The 17,767-nt window shown below is 78.0% G+C and carries 16 protein-coding genes; 4 read left to right on the forward strand and 12 right to left on the reverse strand.

Features of this window, described 5'->3' with window-relative positions:
• Positions 1-3: 3 nt before the first annotated feature.
• From BMZ33_RS01320 to BMZ33_RS01335, 4 genes are all read right to left on the reverse strand, one after another.
• Complete coding sequence (locus BMZ33_RS01320; RefSeq protein ID WP_091106992.1) at positions 4-1,752, reverse strand: PHA/PHB synthase family protein; 1,749 nt, start codon at positions 1,750-1,752, stop codon at positions 4-6.
• 77 nt (positions 1,753-1,829) lie between these two features.
• On the reverse strand, positions 1,830-2,843 hold the full coding sequence (locus BMZ33_RS01325) for an NAD-dependent epimerase/dehydratase family protein (RefSeq protein WP_091106994.1): 1,014 nt from the start codon (positions 2,841-2,843) through the stop codon (positions 1,830-1,832).
• The gene (locus tag BMZ33_RS01330) at positions 2,840-5,389 is read right to left on the reverse strand and encodes an alpha/beta fold hydrolase (protein WP_169063738.1); all 2,550 of its coding nucleotides are present in this window, start codon (positions 5,387-5,389) and stop codon (positions 2,840-2,842) included. Before BMZ33_RS01330 ends, BMZ33_RS01325 begins: the two co-directional genes overlap by 4 nt.
• A complete protein-coding gene (locus BMZ33_RS01335; protein ID WP_091106996.1) occupies positions 5,386-6,423 on the reverse strand; it encodes a 3-oxoacyl-ACP synthase III in 1,038 nt (345 codons plus the stop codon). Before BMZ33_RS01335 ends, BMZ33_RS01330 begins: the two co-directional genes overlap by 4 nt.
• Before the next feature lie 194 nt (positions 6,424-6,617).
• Between BMZ33_RS01335 and BMZ33_RS01340 the strand changes: the two genes are divergently transcribed.
• The gene (locus tag BMZ33_RS01340) at positions 6,618-7,811 is read left to right on the forward strand and encodes a cytochrome D1 domain-containing protein (RefSeq protein WP_091106999.1); all 1,194 of its coding nucleotides are present in this window, start codon (positions 6,618-6,620) and stop codon (positions 7,809-7,811) included.
• A 5-nt stretch (positions 7,812-7,816) separates the two neighbouring features.
• Here BMZ33_RS01340 and BMZ33_RS01345 read toward each other — a convergent pair whose 3' ends face one another.
• The 7 genes from BMZ33_RS01345 to BMZ33_RS01375 all read right to left on the reverse strand — a co-directional run bounded on the left by BMZ33_RS01345 (position 7,817) and on the right by BMZ33_RS01375 (position 13,732).
• The gene (locus tag BMZ33_RS01345) at positions 7,817-8,326 is read right to left on the reverse strand and encodes a phosphohydrolase (protein WP_091107001.1); all 510 of its coding nucleotides are present in this window, start codon (positions 8,324-8,326) and stop codon (positions 7,817-7,819) included.
• Between the two features lie 20 nt (positions 8,327-8,346).
• Positions 8,347-9,204, reverse strand: a complete 858-nt coding sequence (locus tag BMZ33_RS01350; RefSeq protein WP_091107003.1) for an ABC transporter permease subunit — start codon at positions 9,202-9,204, stop codon at positions 8,347-8,349.
• Entirely contained in the window at positions 9,201-10,187 is a 987-nt protein-coding gene (locus tag BMZ33_RS01355) for an ABC transporter ATP-binding protein (RefSeq protein ID WP_091107005.1), read from the reverse strand. The genes BMZ33_RS01350 and BMZ33_RS01355 overlap by 4 nt, the downstream gene beginning before the upstream one ends.
• A complete protein-coding gene (locus BMZ33_RS01360) occupies positions 10,184-11,275 on the reverse strand; it encodes a hypothetical protein (RefSeq protein ID WP_091107007.1) in 1,092 nt (363 codons plus the stop codon). The genes BMZ33_RS01355 and BMZ33_RS01360 overlap by 4 nt, the downstream gene beginning before the upstream one ends.
• Positions 11,259-11,768, reverse strand: a complete 510-nt coding sequence (locus BMZ33_RS01365; RefSeq protein WP_091107008.1) for a sigma-70 family RNA polymerase sigma factor — start codon at positions 11,766-11,768, stop codon at positions 11,259-11,261. Before BMZ33_RS01365 ends, BMZ33_RS01360 begins: the two co-directional genes overlap by 17 nt.
• 168 nt (positions 11,769-11,936) lie before the next feature.
• On the reverse strand, positions 11,937-13,247 hold the full coding sequence (locus tag BMZ33_RS01370; protein ID WP_169063739.1) for a D-arabinono-1,4-lactone oxidase: 1,311 nt from the start codon (positions 13,245-13,247) through the stop codon (positions 11,937-11,939).
• Positions 13,248-13,261: 14 nt separating this feature from the next.
• Positions 13,262-13,732, reverse strand: coding sequence for a heme-degrading domain-containing protein (locus tag BMZ33_RS01375; protein WP_091107010.1), 471 nt, complete (start codon positions 13,730-13,732; stop codon positions 13,262-13,264).
• 190 nt (positions 13,733-13,922) lie between these two features.
• On the opposite strand from BMZ33_RS01375, the gene BMZ33_RS01380 reads away from it, so the two are divergent.
• Positions 13,923-14,978 (forward strand): zinc-dependent alcohol dehydrogenase, encoded by a 1,056-nt coding sequence (locus BMZ33_RS01380; protein ID WP_091107011.1) that lies wholly within the window; start codon positions 13,923-13,925, stop codon positions 14,976-14,978.
• A gap of 449 nt (positions 14,979-15,427) precedes the next feature.
• The gene (locus BMZ33_RS01385; protein WP_091107013.1) at positions 15,428-16,162 is read left to right on the forward strand and encodes an HpcH/HpaI aldolase family protein; all 735 of its coding nucleotides are present in this window, start codon (positions 15,428-15,430) and stop codon (positions 16,160-16,162) included.
• A 35-nt stretch (positions 16,163-16,197) separates the two neighbouring features.
• Here BMZ33_RS01385 and BMZ33_RS22920 read toward each other — a convergent pair whose 3' ends face one another.
• The gene (locus BMZ33_RS22920; protein WP_169063740.1) at positions 16,198-16,515 is read right to left on the reverse strand and encodes a hypothetical protein; all 318 of its coding nucleotides are present in this window, start codon (positions 16,513-16,515) and stop codon (positions 16,198-16,200) included.
• A 268-nt stretch (positions 16,516-16,783) separates the two neighbouring features.
• On the opposite strand from BMZ33_RS22920, the gene BMZ33_RS01395 reads away from it, so the two are divergent.
• The gene (locus BMZ33_RS01395) at positions 16,784-17,650 is read left to right on the forward strand and encodes an SDR family NAD(P)-dependent oxidoreductase (RefSeq protein WP_169063741.1); all 867 of its coding nucleotides are present in this window, start codon (positions 16,784-16,786) and stop codon (positions 17,648-17,650) included.
• Positions 17,651-17,767 lie beyond the last annotated feature (117 nt).

The raw sequence follows: 17,767 nt of genomic DNA on the forward strand, positions 1-17,767 counted from the left end.
CGGTCAGGTGCGGGCGGGCACCCGGTCGCGGACGTAGGAGCCGGGCGCCGGCTCCAGCGGCGGGTGCACCGCGCTGCCGAGGGTCTCCGGCGCGGGCACCTCGTCGCCGGAGCGCTCGATCGCCCACTCCGACCAGGGCTCCCACCAGCTGCCGGTGTGCTCCTCGGCCGCCGCGCGCCAGGCGTGCGCGTCCGGCCCGGGCTCACCGCCGGTCCAGTAGCGGGCCTTGGGGTTGCCCGGCGGGTTGACCAGGCTCTGGATGTGGCCGCTGGAGCTCAGCACGAAGGTGCTCGGTCCCGACAGCAGCTGGGTGGTCCGGTAGCAGCCGTGCCACGGGGTGAGGTGGTCGGTGAGCGCGCCGGTGACGAACGTGGGCACGGTGATCCGGCTCAGGTGCACCGGCGTGCCCAACACGGTGAGCGCCCCGGGCCGGACCAGCGCGTTGGCGGAGAAGATCTCCAGGAACTGCTCGTGCAGCTTCGCCGGCAGGTTCGTGCCGTCGGCGTTCCAGGCGAGGATGTCGAACGCGGGCGGGTCCTCGCCCATCAGCCACTGGCGCACCAGGTAGTTGAAGACCAGGTCGTCGGGGCGCATCCAGGTGAACACCGAGCCCATCTGCCGGGCGGTGATGACGCCCTGCCGGGTGGAGTTGCGCCGGGCGACGTCGAGCAGCCGGGGACCGGAGAAGGCGCCCAGCGGGGCGCGGCTGGCGAAGTCGAGCAGGGTCACCGCGTAGCCGGCGGCGGCCACCCGCTCGTCGCCCTGGGCGGCGAGGTGGTTGAGCGCCGTCGTCATCACCTGGCCGCCGGCGCACAGGCCCAGCGTCGTGACGTCGGGGGAGCCGGTGACCTCGCAGGCGGCGTCGACGGCGCTCAGCACGCCGCCGGAGTAGGTGTCGAGGTCCCACTCCGACTGCGCCTTCGTGGGGTTGCGCCAGCTGATCATGAAGACCTGCAGGCCCCGGCTGACCGCGTACTCGACCAGGCTGCGGCCCGGGCGGAGGTCGAGGAAGTAGAAGCGGCCGATCGGCGGCGGCACGATGACCAGCGGGCGGGTCCGGACCCGCGGGGTCGACGGCGTGTACTGGATCAGCTCGACGATCTCGTCGCGGTACACGACGGCTCCTGGGGTGACGCCGAGGTCCTCGCCGACGGTGAAGGCGCTGCGGTCGACCTGGGACGGCATCCCGCCGTTGTGCACCAGGTCGGAGAGCGCGTTGCGGGCGCCGCGGACCAGGCTGCGGCCGGCGGTGTCGAAGGCCCGCTTGAGCGCAGCCGGGTTGCCCAGCAGGGTGTTGGTGGGGGCCATGGCGCTGGTCAGCGCGTTGAAGAGGAAGCGCACCTGCTCGACCTCGCGCCAGTCGGCCCCGCCGGCCGCGAAGTCCTCGACCAGGCGGTCGAGCGCCCCCGTGGTGGCCAGGTAGGACTGGACCAGCCGCCGGTAGCCCGGGTTCAGCGACCAGGCGGGGTCGGCGAAGCGGGCGTCCTTCGGCGACGGGGCGATCTCGTCGGTGCCGCGCAGGATGCGCAGCGCGTCGCGCCCCAGCCGCACGGCCTCGCGCGCGAGCGGCCGCGGCTGCGCGAAGGTGGCCGCCACGCCGCGCACCATGCCCCGCGTGGTGGGCAGGGTGACCGGCTCGCCACCCTCGACCGGGACGCCCTGTGGGGTGTCCCGCGGTGCCCGCTCCGCGTCCGCGGCTCGCCGGCCGATCGCCGGGCGCGGCCGCGGCGGTGTCGTCGTCGTGGTGGTCACGGGTGCCCCCTCTGTGAGCCGCATCACACGCCGTCGACCGTAGCCGGAGTACGCGCGGTGGTGCCAGCTCACCGCGCTCAGCGGCTCGGGGGAAGACCCGTCCGCCGTGACACCGGCGACACCGGGCCGGCGGCGTACCAGGCCGCCAGCCGAGCGAAGCCCTCCTCGAGGGACACGGCGGGCCGCCACCCGAGGGCGGCCCGGGTGCGGCGCTGGTCGAACCAGTGCGCGGTGGCCAGCTGCTCGGCGAGGAACCGGTTCAGCGGCGGCACCGAGCGCCGCCGGGTCGCCTCCCAGACCGCCTCGACCGCGGCGCCGGCCACCCAGGCCGCGACGAAGGGCACCCGGCGGCGCGGCCCGGGGAGGCCCGCGGCCCGGCACAGCCGGCCGAGGACCTCGGCGATCGGGCGCGGCTCCCCGTTGGAGACGACCAGGGCCTCGCCGTGCACCGAGCCGCACGCGTCCACGGCGGCGACCAGGGCCGCCGCGGCGTTGTCGACGTAGGTGGTGTCGACCAGCGCCGCGCCCGAGCCGACGACCGGCAGCCGGCCGCCCCGCGCGCGCTCGACGATGCGACCGACCAGCTGGGTGTCGCCCGGGCCCCACACGAGGTGGGGCCGGACGGCGAGCACCGCCAGGTCGGGGGAGTCGGCGGCCAGCGCGTCGAGCTCGGCGATCGCCTTGCTGCGCGAGTAGCGGCCGCGGGCCCGCCGCGGGTCGGCCGGCTCGGCGCCGACCCCCGCCAGCGCCGTCCCGGCGTGGGCCACCGACGGGGAGGACACGTGCACCAGCCGGCCCACGCCGGTCGCCCGGCAGGCCGCGACGACGGCCCGGGTGCCCTCGACGTTGGCGTGCCGGTACTCCGCCCACGGCCCGGTCACGTCGACCTTGGCGGCCAGGTGCAGCACGGCGTCCTGCCGGTGGGCCGCGCGCCGCACGACGGCCGGGTCGGCGACGTCGCCGAGCACCTCGGCGCACGGCAGCCCCGACGGGCGGCGCTGCAGGACGGTGACCTCGTCGCCACGCTCGAGCAGCGCGGTGGCCGTGGCCCGGCCGAGCATGCCGCTGGCGCCGGTGACCAGCACCCTCACGGCCGGGCGCCGGCCAGGAACCGGGCGGCGCGGCGGGCCACCTCGGCGCGGTCGACCTTCGACTGGTGGCGGACGTCCACGGGCAGGCGCGGGCTGGTGAGCACCGCGGCCACCTCCACGCCGGCGGCCGCGCGCACCTCGTCGGCCAGCCCGGCGCCGGCCAGCCCGGCCCGCCGGCGCGCGGGACGCCCGTGGCGCCCCGAGGGGACGACGACGACCACGACGACCTGCGCGCCGGCCGGTCCGACGCCGACGGCCGCGGCCGCGGCGACGCCGTCGAGGCGCTCCACCCGCTGCTCGACGCCGACGGGGGTCACCACCCCGGCGGCCGTGGTCACCACGTGCTGCAGCCGCCCCTCGACCCACAGCCGGCCCTCGGCGTCGAGGTGGCCGACGTCGCCGGTGCGGTGGAAGCCGGGGTCCCGCGACGCCGCCCGCTCCAGGGCCCACAGCGCGTCGTAGCGGTCCTTGACGTGCGCGGCCGAGACGCAGACCTCCCCGGTCACGCCGGGTGCGTCGGTGAGCGGTCCGTCGGCGGAGCCCTCGGGGGACAGCGGGCTGACCCGCACGGTGACGCCGGGCAGCGGGGCGCCCACGCACACGCCCTCCCCGTCGCCGGCGGCCTCGATGCCGGCCAGCGAGACGTCGGTGACGGGCAGCGCCTCGGTCATGCCGTAGGGGGTGTGCGGATCGGCGGCGGGCAGCACCTCCCGCAGCGACCGCAGCAGCGCCGCCGGGACCGGCGCGCCGGCCGACATCAGCAGCCGCACCCGGCCGAGCGCCGCCCGCTGCGCGGGGGACAGCCCGCCGGCGGTGGCCGCGACCCGCCGCAGCGCCGCGGGGGAGGCGAAGACGACGGTGGCGTCGACGGCGGCCGCGGCGTCGGCGAGGGCGGGGGCGGTGAGCGACCCGGGCGCGGTGACGTCGACGTCGGGGACGGCGGAGCCGATGCCCAGCGCCGGCCCGAGGATGGCGAACGGCGCGAACGCCGCCACGAACCGGTCGCCGCCGGTCAGGCCGTAGGTGGCCCGCACCAGCTCCAGCTGGGCGGCGGCCTGGCGGTGGGTGTAGACGACGCCCTTGGCCGGCCCGGTGGCGCCGGAGGTGAAGAGCACGGCGCAGTCGTCGTCCACGGGGGGCTCGGCGGGCACCGGCGCCGAGCGGCCCAGCGCCGCCAGGCCCTCGAGCGTGTGCGTCGCACCGAGGCCGACGCCGGTCCGGCCGGCGGCGATCCGGGACCCGGGCAGGCCCATGGCCCGGGCCGCGGCCAGGCCCGCGCGGCTGCCGACGACGTGCCGGACGGCGGCGCCGCGCAGCGCCCGGCGCATGCCGCGCAGGCCCAGGCCCTTGTCGGCCACGACGACGACGGCGCCGGCCCGCCACACCGCGTACACGGTGGCGGTGAGGTCGGCCGAGGGCTCCAGCAGCAGCGCGACGCGGTCGCCGGGCCGGACCCCGGCGGCGGCCAGGCCGGCGGCGAGGTCGCGGACTCGGCGGGCCAGCGCCGACCAGGACACCGTCGCGCCGCCCACCTCCGCGACCGCCACCGCGTCGTCGCCCGACCGCTCCTCCAGGGCCGACCACAGCCGGCGGCCGCCGTCGCCGACCGGGCGGGCCGGGTGCCCGGCGGGGTCCGAGCCGAGGTCGGTCACCCACTGCGCGACGGCCCGCGCGTACTGCGGGGCGTCCTCGGGGAGCAGGTGCGAGGCGCCCGCGTAGCGGTGCAGCCGCGCCTGCGGCAGCCGGTCGCGCAGGTCGGTGAGGTAGCGCTCCCCGAACACCGGGTCGCGCGGCCCCCACAGCAGCAGCGCCGGGACGCCGAGGCCGCGGATCCCCTCGGCGACGGCCTCCTGCGCCGGGCGGGAGGGGTGCCCGGGGGAGAAGGGGATGTCGGCCACGAAGTCGCCCACCGACCGCCGGCGCGCCGCGGTCCGGTAGGGCGCGGCGAACGCGCGCCGGACGTCGGCGGGCAGCGGCGGGTGGGACAGCGCCGTCGTCGCCCGGACGAACACCGGCGTGCCGACGGTGACCGCCGCCCGCACGCCGGGCGCGTCCGCGGCACGGATGAGCAGCGGGCCCCGGTCGCCCTCGGGCATGGCGACGGCGGTGTTGGCGAGGACGACGCCGCGCAGGTCCGCGCGGTGCTCCAGCGCCCAGCCCAGCGAGATCACGCCGCCCCAGTCGTGCCCGACGGTGACCACGGGCCCGGTGACACCGAGCGCCGCGGTGAGGTCGCCGAGGTCGGCGATGCGCTGCGCGAGCGGCCGCGGACCACCCAGCCGCTCCGAGTACCCCATGCCGAGCTGGTCGGGGGCGACCACCCGCCAGTCGGGCGGGGCGGCCGCGAGCAGCCGCCGCCACAGGTAGGACCAGGTGGGGTTGCCGTGGACGCACAGCAGCGTGCCGACCGGGTCGGCGACGCCGTTGTCGAGGACGTGCCAGGTGTGCTTGGCCCCGGTGGCGTCGGCGACGGTGACCGTGCGCGACCAGGCGGGGTCCAGGCCCGGCAGGTCGGGGGGCAGGGCCGGGCTGTCGGGGGTCGTCACCAGGCGAGCTCGAGGCAGGAGACGTTGAGGCCCGAGCCGATGCCCATGAGCAGCACGCGGTCGCCGTCGGCGAGGGAGTCCTGCTGGCCGGCCAGCGTGTAGGGGACCGACGCCGGGCCCAGGTTGCCCCGGGTCGGGAACGTGGTGGGCACCCGCGCCGGGTCGATGGCGAACCGGTCGCACATCGCCTGGGTGTGCACCTTGGACACCTGGTGGACGACGTAGCGGTCCATCCCCGCCCAGTCGACCTCGCCGGAGGCCTCGGCCCACATGTCCTGCGACAGCTGCAGCCCGGCGTCGAGCAGGCCCTTGAGGTCGGTGCGCATGAGGTCGTTGTCGCCGGTGCACAGCTCGTGGTGCTCGGTGCCGGCGCGGCTGACCGACGCGACCAGGCGGTGGCCCTCGGGGTGCCGGTCGGCCCGGCCGAGCACCATCGCGGCCGCGCCGGAGCCCAGCGTCAGGGTGGCGAACTGGGCGATGACGTCCTTGGAGACGGTCCCCGGCTCGTTGAGCCGCTCGATCGTGCGCTCCTGCACTGGGCGGGCGTCCTCGCCGTTGACGACCAGGGCGTACTCGACCATGCCCGACTCGATCATCGCCGCGGCCAGCTCCATGCCGTTGACGAAGCCCAGGCAGGCGTTGGTCACGTCGAAGTTCTGGCAGGAACGCGGCAGGCCCAGCTGGTGGTGCACCGCGACCGCCGTCGAGGGCTCCAGGTACCGGCGGCTGACCGAGGTGTTGACCATCAGGCCGATCGCCGCCGGGTCGACGCCGCTCTCGCTGACCGCCTTGGCGCCGGCCTCGGCGGCGCCGTCGACGAAGGTGACGCCCTCGGCCCACCAGCGGCGCTCCCGGATGCCGGCGAGGCGTTCGAGCAGGCCCGGGCGCAGCCCCACCCGGCGGTAGGTGTCGGCCAGCGCGTCGTCGAGCGCGTCGGAGGTGACCACCCGGCTGGCGTCGGCCGTCTGCACCGCCAGGACGGCGGTGTTGCCGAACCGGTGCGTGGTGTTGCCGTTCGTGTACAGGCCGCTCATCCCTGGATCCAGTCCTCGGAAGGGCCGGCCCCTCGCGCGCCGCCCTCGGTGCGGGGCAACTACCCGTGCACCCCCGCCGCACACGGCCGGAGCGCAGGTCCCGGCGCCGTCCCCTCTTGTCGTGGGGCTCGGACGCCCCGACGATGCACGTCCGCAGAGCCTATGCGGAACCCGCGTGACCGACGGGGGCGGCCGTGGACAGACACCCCTCCCACGGCAGGCACCGGCGCCGGCGCACCCACCGCCGGGTCGCCGTCGCCGGGCTCGCGGCACTGGTCCTCGTGGCGGCGGCGGCCGTCGTCCTCCTGTGGCGCGGCGGTGCCCTGGGGACGCGGGAGGCCGCGGAGGCGTCCGGGAGCCCGGCCGCGGCCGGGGGTGGCGCGCACGGGGAGCACTCCGCCGACGTGCGGGCGACGGCGGGCCCGGCACCCGCACCCGGGGCGAGCGCGCCGGCCGGGCCGGCGGCCAGCGCGGCGACCCCCGTGGCAGGGCCCGCCGTCGCCGTCGGCCGGGCCCCGCACCACCTGGCGCTGGCCCCCGGCGGCGCGTTCGGCTACATCGCCGACCCGGTGGCCGGCGCGGTGCTCCGCGTGGACGCCGAGGGGGCGCAGCCCACCGCGACGATCCCCGTGCCGCAGGCGCCGCCGCAGATGGTCACCTTCTCGCCGGACGGCGCGCGGGCCTACGTGGCCGCCTTCGACGAGGGGTACACCGTCAACGCGATCGTCACCCTCGACACCGCCACCGACCGGGTCCTCTCCGCCGTGCCGGTGGGCCGCGGCCCCTACGCGCTGTCGACCGGCCCCGACGGGCGGCTGCTCTACGTGCCCTACTTCGACGAGGACCACCTCGACGTCCTCGACGCGGCCACCGGTGCCCTGGTGCAGCGGATCGCGGTGCGGCCGTCCCCGCACTGGATCGCCTTCACGCCCGACGGGTCCGCGGCCTACGTGACCAACCACTTCTCCGACGTCGTCACGGTGCTGGACCTGGCGTCGCACGACGTGGTGACGACGGTCCCCGTCGGGGACGGGCCGCACAGCCTGGAGTTCTCGCCCGACGGCACCCGCGTCGCGGTCGTCGACTACATCGGCGGCGACGTCGTGCTCATCGACCCGGCGACCGACACCGTCGTGGGCACCGTGCCCGGCGTCGGGGCCGGGCCGCAGGACGTCACCTGGGCCCCCGACGGCCGGCACCTGTACACGGCCAACGTCGACGACGGCACCGTCGGCGTGGTCGACGTCGCGGCCGGCGCCGTCACCGCGCGGGTCCCCGCCGGCGAGGACCCGACCAGCGTGACGGTCACCCCGGACGGCCGCCGGCTGCTGGTCACGAACTTCGGCGACGGCACCGTGCGGGTGCTCGACGCGGCACCCGGCGGGTGAGGTCCTCAGACGAGCACGCGGCCGCCGTGCACCGGGTCGGCGGCCTCGGCGGCCAGCAGGATCCGCCGGGCCGGGCGGTAGCGGCCCTCGCGCAGGCTGCGGGCCTTGTCCGGGTCCACCCGGGCCAGTTCGGCGCTGACCGCCAGGTCGTGCTTGTTGTCGGCCAGCAGCACCAGCCGGCCCAGCGGGTGGGCGGCGCAGCGCCGGATCAGCCCGGACATGTAGGGCTCGCCGGGGCGCGGGGTGACGGCGTCGACGGCCTCGACCACCACCTCGGGGACGCCGAGGGCGCGCAGCCGGTCGAGGTCGTAGCGGCGGTCGGGCTCGGGGTGGTCGCGGGTGTCGGCGACGACGTCGCGCAGCACCCCGGCCATCTCCGCGTACGGGCCGTGCGGGCGCAGCGCCTCGGCGACCGGCCGCAGGTGCGCGAGGTAGTGGTCGCGGCCGTGCCGGTCGACCTGACCCTCGTGCGCCCGCAGCGCCAGCAGGTGCGCGTCGGGAACGCTGAACCCCACACCCGCGAGGCTAACCGCGCTCACACGTCCCGGCGGGCGAAGACCGTCCCGGCGAGCCCCAGCACCAGGGCCACCCACAGCACCGACCAGGCGAGGTAGGCCGGCGTCAGCCCGGCCTCGCTGAGGAACGGGAAGCCCGCGAACTCCGCGCCCGCGGCCAGCACCGCCGACGGGTCCTGGAAGGCGTGCATGGCGCCGCGCCAGAGCCCGTCGGTGGGCAGCAGCATCCGCGACACGGTGCCCACCCGGGCCACGCCCTCGTTGCCCAGCGCCTCGCCGACGCCGCCGACCACGCCGGCGATCCAGGTGGCGCCGAACAGCCCGACGGCCACCACGCCCGAGGCCATCGGCGAGACCGCCGTCGCCAGCAGCAGGCCGAGGGTGAGCAGCACGGCGGTCTGCGCGGCCAGCAGCGCCAGCCCGGTCACCGGCTGGGGCGGCCAGTAGTCGACGGTGACCCGGACGACGAGGAACTGGGCCAGCCCGGCCAGCACGACGTAGCCGCTGCCGAAGGCGACCAGCCCCAGCCACTTGCCCACCAGGACGGCGCTGCGCCGCACCGGCCGGGCCAGCAGCACGAGCGCCTGGCCGGACTCGACCTCGCCGGCCAGCGTGGGCCCGGCGAGGAAGGCGGTGCCCAGCGCGGCGATCAGGCTCAGCCCGAACATCACCAGGTTGAGCAGCTGGGAGGCGACCAGCCGGACCTCGCCGCTGGTCAGCGCGCCGGCCTGCGACTCCAGGCCGGCCAGCTTGGCGAAGCCCCACGCGGACAGGCCCAGCAGCGCCAGGGTGAGCACGGCGAGCGCGCGCAGCACCTTGCGGCGGGCGGCCTCGCGGAGGGTGAGCCCGGCGAGGGTCAGCACCGTGCGGGCGGTCACGGCCGGTCCCCGCGCAGGATGCCGAGCAGCCGCTCCTCGAGGGTGATCCGCCCGGGCTCGACGGCGTGCACCCGCACGCCCAGGCCGACCAGGTCGGCGACGAGGCCGGGCACGTCGGCGGTGTCCTCGGCGGTGTCCTCGGCGGTGCCCTCGTCGCCGGCCAGCTCGACGGTCCAGCTCTCCCCGCTGCGGGTCAGCCGGCCGGCGGCGGCCAGCCGGGCCTCGGCGTCGGCGCCCACGCCGGTGAGCCGCAACCGCAGCTCGCGGCGGCCCAGCAGCTCGCCGAGGGTGCCGGCGGCGGCCACCCGCCCCCGGTCGAGGACGACGACCCGGTCGCAGACCCGCTCCACCTCGCCGATCAGGTGCGAGTTGAGCAGCACCGCGACCCCCTCCTCCCGCAGCCCGAGGACGACGTCGCGGACGTCGGCGCGCCCCAGCGGGTCCAGCGCGCTGGTCGGCTCGTCGAGGACGACCAGCTCCGGGCGGGCGACCAGCGCGACGGCCAGCCCGAGCCGCTGCTGCATGCCCTTGGAGAAGCCGCCCACCCGGTCGCCGGTGCGGTCGGCCAGGCCGACCAGGCCCAGCCGGTCGCGCTGCTCGGCGTCGGGCACGGCCGCCCCGGAGAGCCGCACGTGCAGGGCCAGCACCTCGGCGGCGGTCAGCCACGGCTGGTAGCGGAAGAGCTCGGGCAGGTAGCCGACCCGCTCCCGGGCGCGCGGGTCGCGTCCGGGGCGGCCGAGCAGGTGCACCTCGCCGGCGTCGGGGCGGACCAGGCCGAGCAGCATCTTGATCACGCTGGTCTTGCCGGCGCCGTTGGGGCCGAGCAGGCCCAGGACCTCCCCGCGGCCCACGGTGAACGAGACGCCGTCGACGGCGGTGCGCCGGCCGTACCGCTTGCGCAGGCCCGAGCACCACACCGCCGGGGACGGCGGCAGGCCGGCCAGCAGCCCGCGGGCCGCGGCGAGGTCGGGACCGGCGGTCATCCGTCCAGGCCCCGCGCCACCGCGAGCACCTCGTCGGCGCCCAGGGAGCCGGCCACCGCGGTGACCACGCCGTCCTCGACCCAGACCACGCCGGCGACCAGGCCGTCGCGCGAGGTGAGCACGGTGGCCGGTGCCCCGTCGACGTCGGCGGGCTCGCTGGTGGCCAGGCCGGCGGGCACCGGCAGCGGCAGCGTCGTCCCGGCGCCGCCGAAGCCCCGCAGCTGGGCGGCGAGGTCCTCGGGGATGCCGGGCAGGGACAGCAGGTAGTCGCGGGCGGTGGCGAACGGGATGCCCGACGACTCGCCGGTCGGGGCGCCCGCGCGGGCCACGACGAGGGCCGGCACGCCGTTGGCGCTCGGCCACACCGCGGCGACGCCGGGTCCGGCGGTCAGCCGGAACTGCCCGCCGTCGAGGCCCGGCGGCGGGGGCGGCAGCTGCTCGCCGGCCTCGGCGGCGGCCTGCGCCGCCTGCTCGGCGGAGAAGGTGAACACCGCGCTGATCCGGCCGCCGGCCTGGTACGACGGCTCGCCGGTGACGCCGCGCGGCAGCTCGGCCACCTCCGGCACGGACAGGCCGGTGGCCGCCTCCGCGGCGGCGGCGTCGGGCACCTCGCGGACGTCGGGTTCCTCGAGCACCTCCACCTCGCCGTACGCGGTGAGGTCGGGCAGCGCGACGAGGTCGGCCTGGGTGACCGTCACGGGCGCGACCTGCTCGGTGCGGAACACCTGCAGCCAGTCGCCGGCGGCGGCCACCCCACCGCCGGCGAGGACGACGACCACGCCGAGGCCGGCGACCAGCGGCCGGCGCAGCGCCCACCGCCGTCGGGGGGCGGCCGCCGGACGCGGGCGGCCGGCGGCGACGGCGGCGGACAGCCGGTGCCACGCGGCGTCGGTGCCCGTGCCGGCGGGGCCGCCGGTGCCCAGCGCGGCGGCCGCGGCCGTGGCGTCGCGCTGGGCGGCGGCCAGGCCGGAGAGGCAGGCCGGGCAGCCGGCGACGTGCTCGCGGTCGGCGTCGGCGACGCCGGCCGGCTCGTCGACGAGACGGCGCAGCGTGCCGTCGGAGGGGTGGCGCTCAGTGGTGCGGCGCATGGCGGGTCAGCTCCTCACGCAGGGCGGACTCGGCGCGGCGGACGGTGGTGCCGACGCTGCCGGGGGAGAGGTCGAGGGCGGCGGCGACCTCGGCGTAGCTGAGGCCGCTGTGCCGCAGGACGAGTGCGACGGCCTGCCGGCGGGGCAGGCGGGCCAGCGCCGCGCGGACGCGGCGCCGCTCGTCGCGGGTGACGACGTCGTCGGCGACGTCGGGTGCGGTGGGGTCGGGGGCGCCGGCGGCCTCCTCGCGGGTGGCCCGCCGGCGGTCGGAGCGCAGGTGGTTGAGCGCGGTGTGCGCCGCGGCGACGGCCAGCCACCCCGGTGCCTCCCCGGCCGGCACCGACGAGCGCGCGAAGGAGAGGAACACCTCCTGGGCGACGTCCTCGGCGCGGTGCCGGTCACCCACCACGCGGGCGGCGACGGCGACCACCCGGGGCCAGGCCGTGCGGAAGACCTGCTCGAGGTCGGCCCGGACGGCGTCGCCTCCCGCCACGGTCCCGCCGTCCTCCCGTCGCGCCCGCCCGGCCGCCCGCCCGTCCGGCCCTCGCCGTCCCCCGCGGGACAGGACGGCCGGCGCCGCGGCCGCCGGTGCGCTCCCACCGTGCCCGATGATCCCCACGTCCTCGGAGCACCGCCGCGCCGGCGGATGTGACACGGCGGGTCAGGCGGGGCCGATCGTCCGGTCGAGGTAGTCGTTGCGGAAGGCCCCGCGCGGGTCGTACCGGCGGACGAGGTCGCGGAAGTCGGCCATCCGCGGGTAGCGCCGCTCGAGCTCCGCGGCGCCGGTGGTGAACAGCTTGCCCCAGTGCGGGCGGGCGCCGAGGGGGCGCAGCGCCTCCTCGACCTCGGGGAGCAGGGCGGTGACCGCGGGCTGGTCGGGCAGCCAGGTGAAGTGCAGCGCCAGCACGTCGCCGCCGTGCGCGGGGCTCAGCCACAGCTCGTCGGCGGCGACGGTGCGGATCTCGCCGACCTGCAGCAGCGGCGAGATGCGCCCGGCCAGCGAGCGCAGCGCCTCGCAGGCCGCCCGCGCGTGCTCGCGGGGGACGAAGTACTCGCTCTGCAGCTCCTCGCCCCGGCTGGGGGTGAACTCGGTGCGGAAGTGCGGCAGCCGCTCGTGCCACTCCCCGGGCAGGTCGAGCTGGTCGGTGAGGTTCTCCACCGGTGCGTCCGGCAGCATGTGGGTCGGCTCGGTCGCGGCGCGGGCGCCGAAGAAGTCCTCCGGGGCGACCTCGAGCTCGTCGGTGCGCGACTTGACGTACACCGAGGTCACCCGGTGCCAGTCGGTGAACACGCTGACGCTGTAGGCGGCGGCGGTGACCTCGTCGAGGTCGGCGAACAGCCGCTCCCACGTCAGCCCGAGGTAGGCGCTGGTGCGCACGCGGAAGGTCGGCTGCGTCCGCAGCAGGACCCGCGTGACGACGCCGAGCGCCCCGAGGTGCACCACCGCGCCGGGCAGGTCGGCGTCGTCCGGGCCGAGGACCACGAGCTCGCCGTCGGACCGGACCAGCTCCAGGCCGGCGACCGACGTGCTCAGCGAGCCGTTGCGGTTGCCCGAGCCGTGGGTGCCGGTGGCGGTGGCCCCGGCGACGGTGATGTGGGGCAGGGAGGCCAGGTTGTGCAGCGCGCGCCCGTGGCCGGCCAGCTCCCGCACCAGCTCGCCGTAGCGCATCCCGGCCGGCACCCGGATCAGGCCCGCGGCGTCGTCGACCTCGACGGGCAGCGCGAGGTCGTCGAGCAGCACGTGGTCGGCGGTGGTGTCGGCGATGTCGTTGAAGCAGTGCCGCGAGCCCAGCGCCTTGACCCGCTCGCTGCGGGCGACGACGTCCTGCACCTCGGCGACGGTCCGCGGCCGGTGCACCCGCCTGGCCCGGTAGGTGAGGTTGCCCGCCCAGGTGCGCAGCGGTGCGCCGACCGCGTCCTCCTGCGTGACCGTGGCGGGCTCCTCGGGGTGCGGCTGCTGGGGCGCGGCCACGCTACCCCCGCGGCTCAGCGGCCGAGGTGCGCCCGCAGGGCGGCGACCACCATGCGGTGGTCCTCGAGCTGCGGCAGCCCCGACACGACGACGACCCCGACCGGGCCGACCGAGCGCACCACCACCGGGAACGCGCCGCCGTGCGCGGCGTACAGCGCGGGATCCAGGCCCGTGCCCGCCTCGAAGGTCGTGCCGCGCTCGGCCCACGTCTGCCGGACGTGCAGCGAGCTGTGCCCGAAGCGCTCGACCACCCGGGTCTTGCGCTCGATCCAGGAGGCGTTGTCCGGGGTGGCGCCGGTCAGCGCCGCGGAGAACAGCCGGTGGCCGGCGCGGCTGACCTCCACCGCGACCGGCGCTCCGGCGCGGCGCGCGGTGGCCACCAGCGCGGCGCCGACGTCCCAGGCGTCGTCGTTGGTGAAGGAGGTGAACTGCAGGGCGTCCTCCTCCGCGGCGAGCTCGGCCACGGACGGGAAGGGGGTGTCCACGGGGGCATCCTGGCCCACGCCACGACACACGCCACGCCACGCCACGACCCACGCCACGACCCGACCACCCCCGGCCACGCACGGTGGGGACGCGCTCGGGCCGGCTGCGCCGGCGTCGGCGCGCACCTCCGGCCCGGCCGCCGGCCCGTAGCGTCCCGGCACCCGCCGGAGGAGGCGGGCGGGAGGTGCCGTGGCCGGGGACGAGGTCATGCGGGCGGCCCGCTTCGAGCAGGTGGGCCGGCCGCTGCGACTGCGGGAGGTCCCGGTGCCGCGGCCGGGCCCGGGCGAGGTGCTGGTGCGCGTGGCCGCGACGGGGCTGTGCGGGTCCGACGTGCACATCGCCGTGGAGGGCGTCACCCCGACGGCGTTCCAGCCCATCACGCTGGGCCACGAGATCGCCGGCACGGTCGCCGCGGTCGGCGAGGCGGTCACGGGCTGGGCGCCCGGCGGGCGGGTGTGCGTCTTCCCCGTGCTCTCCGACGGGACCTGCCGCACCTGCCTGCAGGGCCGCAGCGAGATCTGCCTCGACCGCCGGATCGTGGGCATCCACACCGACGGCGGTCTGGCCGAGTACGTCGTCGTGCCGGCCGGGAGCCTCGCCACCGTCCCGGACGCGATCCCGCTCGAGCAGGCCGCGATCTGCACCGACGCGGTCGTCACGCCGTTCCACGCGCTGGCCGACGTCGCCCGGCTCGCGGCCGGCGAGTCGGTCGCCGTCCTCGGTGTCGGCGGCCTGGGCCTGCACGCGGTGCAGGTCGCCCGGCTGGTCGGCGCCTCCCCGGTGGTCGCCGTCGACACCCGCCCGGCCCAGCTGCAGCGGGCGCTGCGGGCCGGCGCCGACGTGGCGGTCGACGCGACGCGGGAGTCCGTGGTCGACGCCGTGCTGGCCGCGACGGGCGGCACCGGCGTCGACGTGGCGGCGGAGTTCGTCGGCGCGCAGGTGACCATCGGGCAGGCCGTGGAGGCACTGTGCGTCGGCGGCCGGGCGGTGGTCGCCGGCCTGGGCGCCGACCCGATCACGGTGCTGCCGCCGACGCTCTTCGTGCGCCGGCAGCTCCAGTTGCTGGGGTCCTACGGCGGGACCCGGACGACGCTGCGGCGGGTGCTCGACCTCGTGGGTACCGGCCGGCTCGACCTCGGCGGCTCCATCACCCACCGGTTCGCGCTCGACGACGCCGACGAGGCGCTGCGGACGCTGCACCGGCGGTCCGGTGACCCGCAGCGGGTCGTCGTCGTGCAGGGGTGAGGCGCCGCCCGCGGAGGTGAGCCGGACCGCGGCCCGCCCCCGCGGGCGGCGGCTCAGACGCCGGCGGCCTGCGGCACCGGTCCCGGCGACCATGACGGTCTCGTCCTGGACGCCGAAGCAGTCGTTGTGCGCGTACGCCCCGGCGAGCTGGTCCAGCGCCGTCTGCAGCGCCTCGACGCTGGGCGCGCCACAGGCAGACGGCCCGGTCGACGTCCTGGGACGTCCCGGATCGTGTGGACGACTCCCACGTACACGGTGACCTCCTCGGTGTGCTGCGTGCGGACCTGCGGTGGTCGGGGTCCGCGCCGCCGCCGGCCCGCGGGAGGGCCGAAGGGTCTCGCCGCGCCCCCGGTCGCGCGGCCTCGGTCGCGCGCGGCCGCGCCGCCGCGCAGGATCGTCGCGGGCCGGTGCACGGGCGCGCGTCCGGGCCGGCCGGGGAGGAGTCGGGGATGGCGACCAGCGAGGCCGACCTGCGGCGGCGGTGGGCCGGGGGAGAGCCCTGCCACGGCCTGTGGAGCCTGCTGCCCGGCGCGGTGACCGCCGAGGTGCTCGCGCGCTCCGGCGCCGACTACGTGGTGGTCGACCTGCAGCACGGTGCCGCGGCCGAGGCCGATCTGCCGGGTGTCGCGGCGGCGGTCACGGCCGCGGGCTCGGTGCCGCTGGTGCGCACCCGCAGCCCCGCCTTCCCCGACGTCGGCCGCCCGCTGGACCTCGGCGCCCGAGGCGTGATCGTGCCCAACGTGCGCGACGCCGCCCACGCCCGGGAGGTCGTCGCCGCGTGCCGGTACGCCCCCGCCGGCGGACGCTCGATCGGCCGGCTCTCCGGGGGCGCCGACCGGCCGCTCGTCATCGTGATGGTGGAGACCGCGACCGCGCTCGACGACCTCGACGCGGTGCTCGCCGTCGAGGGGCTCGACGGGGTGTACGTCGGCCCCGGCGACCTGTCCCTGTCGCTGGGGCTGACCGGGGAGGACCGGCGGGCGGAGCTGCGCGGCGTGCTGTCGTCGGTCGTCGCCCGCGCGGTCGCCGCGGGCGTGCCGGTGGGCGTGCACGCCCCCTCCGGCGAGGAGGCCGCCGGCTGGGCCGCCGAGGGCGCCACGATCGTCACGGTCGCCGTCGACGTCACCTCGCTGGGCGAGGCCGCGGCGCGCCACCTCGGGGCCGCCCGGGGCCGGACGGGCTGACCACCCGCCGCCCGGGTCGCGGCCGGCGCGGCAGGTCAGCGGCGCCGGCGGTCGACCCGGAGCACGGTGCCGTCGGCGGCGGCGAGGACGACGAGGCGGCCGCGGCGGAAGTGGGTCCGCGACGGTGTCCGCTCGTCGGGGGTGGCGTCGTCGGGCGCGTCGAGGCACTCCTGGACGTCGGCGTCGGTCACCCGCATGCCCTCGGCGGCCTGCCGCGCGCCGCGGGTCATCCGCAGCGGGCCGGCCGGCTGCCGGTCCCGGTCACGCGCCGGAGGGGCGACCGGGGGGTCGGCGGGGTCGTGCGGCCCACCGGACGGCGGCGGGGCGAGGAAGACGAGGGCGGGTGCGCTCACGCGGTCATCCAGACGTCGGGGGCGGAGGCCGGACGGCCGCTCCGCGGTGGGACGCCTCCCGGGCGCCCTCGCCGTCCCGGGCGCGTTGCGCCCGCGGCGGACGGTGCGGGCACCGGTGGCGTCCCGCACCCACCACGCTACCCGCCCGGCCGCCGCGCCCGGTCCCCGCGCCGGGGTCCGGCGGCGGGGCCCGAGGGCCCTGACGGAGCGGGGCGGCTGCGGGCAGGGTGACGGGCAGGGACCAGGGAACGACCCGGGGAGGCCGACCATGACCCGCCGTCTGCCGACGGCGACGCACCCCCTCACCGCGCTCGTCACCGGGGCGTCGTCGGGCATCGGCGCGGAGCTGGCCACCGCGCTGGCCGCCCGTGGGTGCGACGTCGTGCTGGTCGCCCGGCGCCGGGACCGGCTGGAGGCGCTGGCGCGCCGCCTGTCGGGGCTGGGCGTCCGGGCGCACGCGCTGCCCTGCGACCTGACCGACGAGGCCGCCCGCCGGGACCTGCCGCACGTCGTGGCCGACCTCGGGCTGGAGGTCTCGATCCTGTGCAACGGCGCCGGGGTGGGCTTCGCCGGGGAGTTCGTCACCGTGCCCGACGAGCACCGGACCGCCGTCCTCCGGCTCAACGTGGAGGCCACCGTGGACCTGTGCGGGCACTTCGTGCCGGCCATGGTGCGGCGGCGCAGCGGCGCGGTGCTCACCGTCTGCTCGATGCTGAGCTTCGTGCCCATGCCGCGGATGGCCACGTACGCCGCCACCAAGGCCGCGCTGCTGTCGTTCACCGAGGCACTGCACGACGAGCTCCGCCCGCACGGGGTCGCCGTCACCGCGCTGTGCCCGGGGACGGTGCCCACCGAGTTCATGGAGCTGGCCGGCCTGGGCCCCGCGATCGGGCGGATGCCCGCCTGGGCCCTCGACGACGCCCGCCAGGTGGCCGAGCGGGGCCTGGACGCGCTGGCGCGCAACCGGCGCGTCGTCGTCCCGTCGGCGCTGTACCGGACGTCGGTGGCCTCGGCCCGGCTGCTGCCGCGCGCCGCCCTGTTCGGCCTGCTGCGCCGCGGCTCGCCGTTCCCGGCGCGGTGGCCGGGCGCCTCCGGCGTCCAGGCGCGCGAGACGGCGGCGCTGTCGGCGCCCTGACCTGGGCGCACGGGCCGGGACCCGCCGTCCGGACGACGACCCGGAGCCCCCGGCGACGCCGACACGACGGACCGGGCACCGGGCCGCCGACGGTGATGGTCGATCATCGGAGGCCAG

Source organism: Geodermatophilus dictyosporus (genome assembly GCF_900115505.1).
Classification (GTDB): Bacteria; Actinomycetota; Actinomycetes; order Mycobacteriales; family Geodermatophilaceae; genus Geodermatophilus; species Geodermatophilus dictyosporus.

What these genes read in the sequence shown, in the direction of transcription:
- BMZ33_RS01335 (WP_091106996.1), bottom strand. Translation starts at nt 6,423, where the DNA reads ATGAGCGGCCTGTACACGAACGGCAACACCACGCACCGGTTCGGCAAC.
- BMZ33_RS01355 (WP_091107005.1), bottom strand. Translation starts at nt 10,187, where the DNA reads ATGACCGCCGGTCCCGACCTCGCCGCGGCCCGCGGGCTGCTGGCCGGC.
- BMZ33_RS01360 (WP_091107007.1), bottom strand. Translation starts at nt 11,275, where the DNA reads ATGCGCCGCACCACTGAGCGCCACCCCTCCGACGGCACGCTGCGCCGT.
- BMZ33_RS01385 (WP_091107013.1), top strand. Translation starts at nt 15,428, where the DNA reads ATGGCGACCAGCGAGGCCGACCTGCGGCGGCGGTGGGCCGGGGGAGAG.
- BMZ33_RS01395 (WP_169063741.1), top strand. Translation starts at nt 16,784, where the DNA reads ATGACCCGCCGTCTGCCGACGGCGACGCACCCCCTCACCGCGCTCGTC.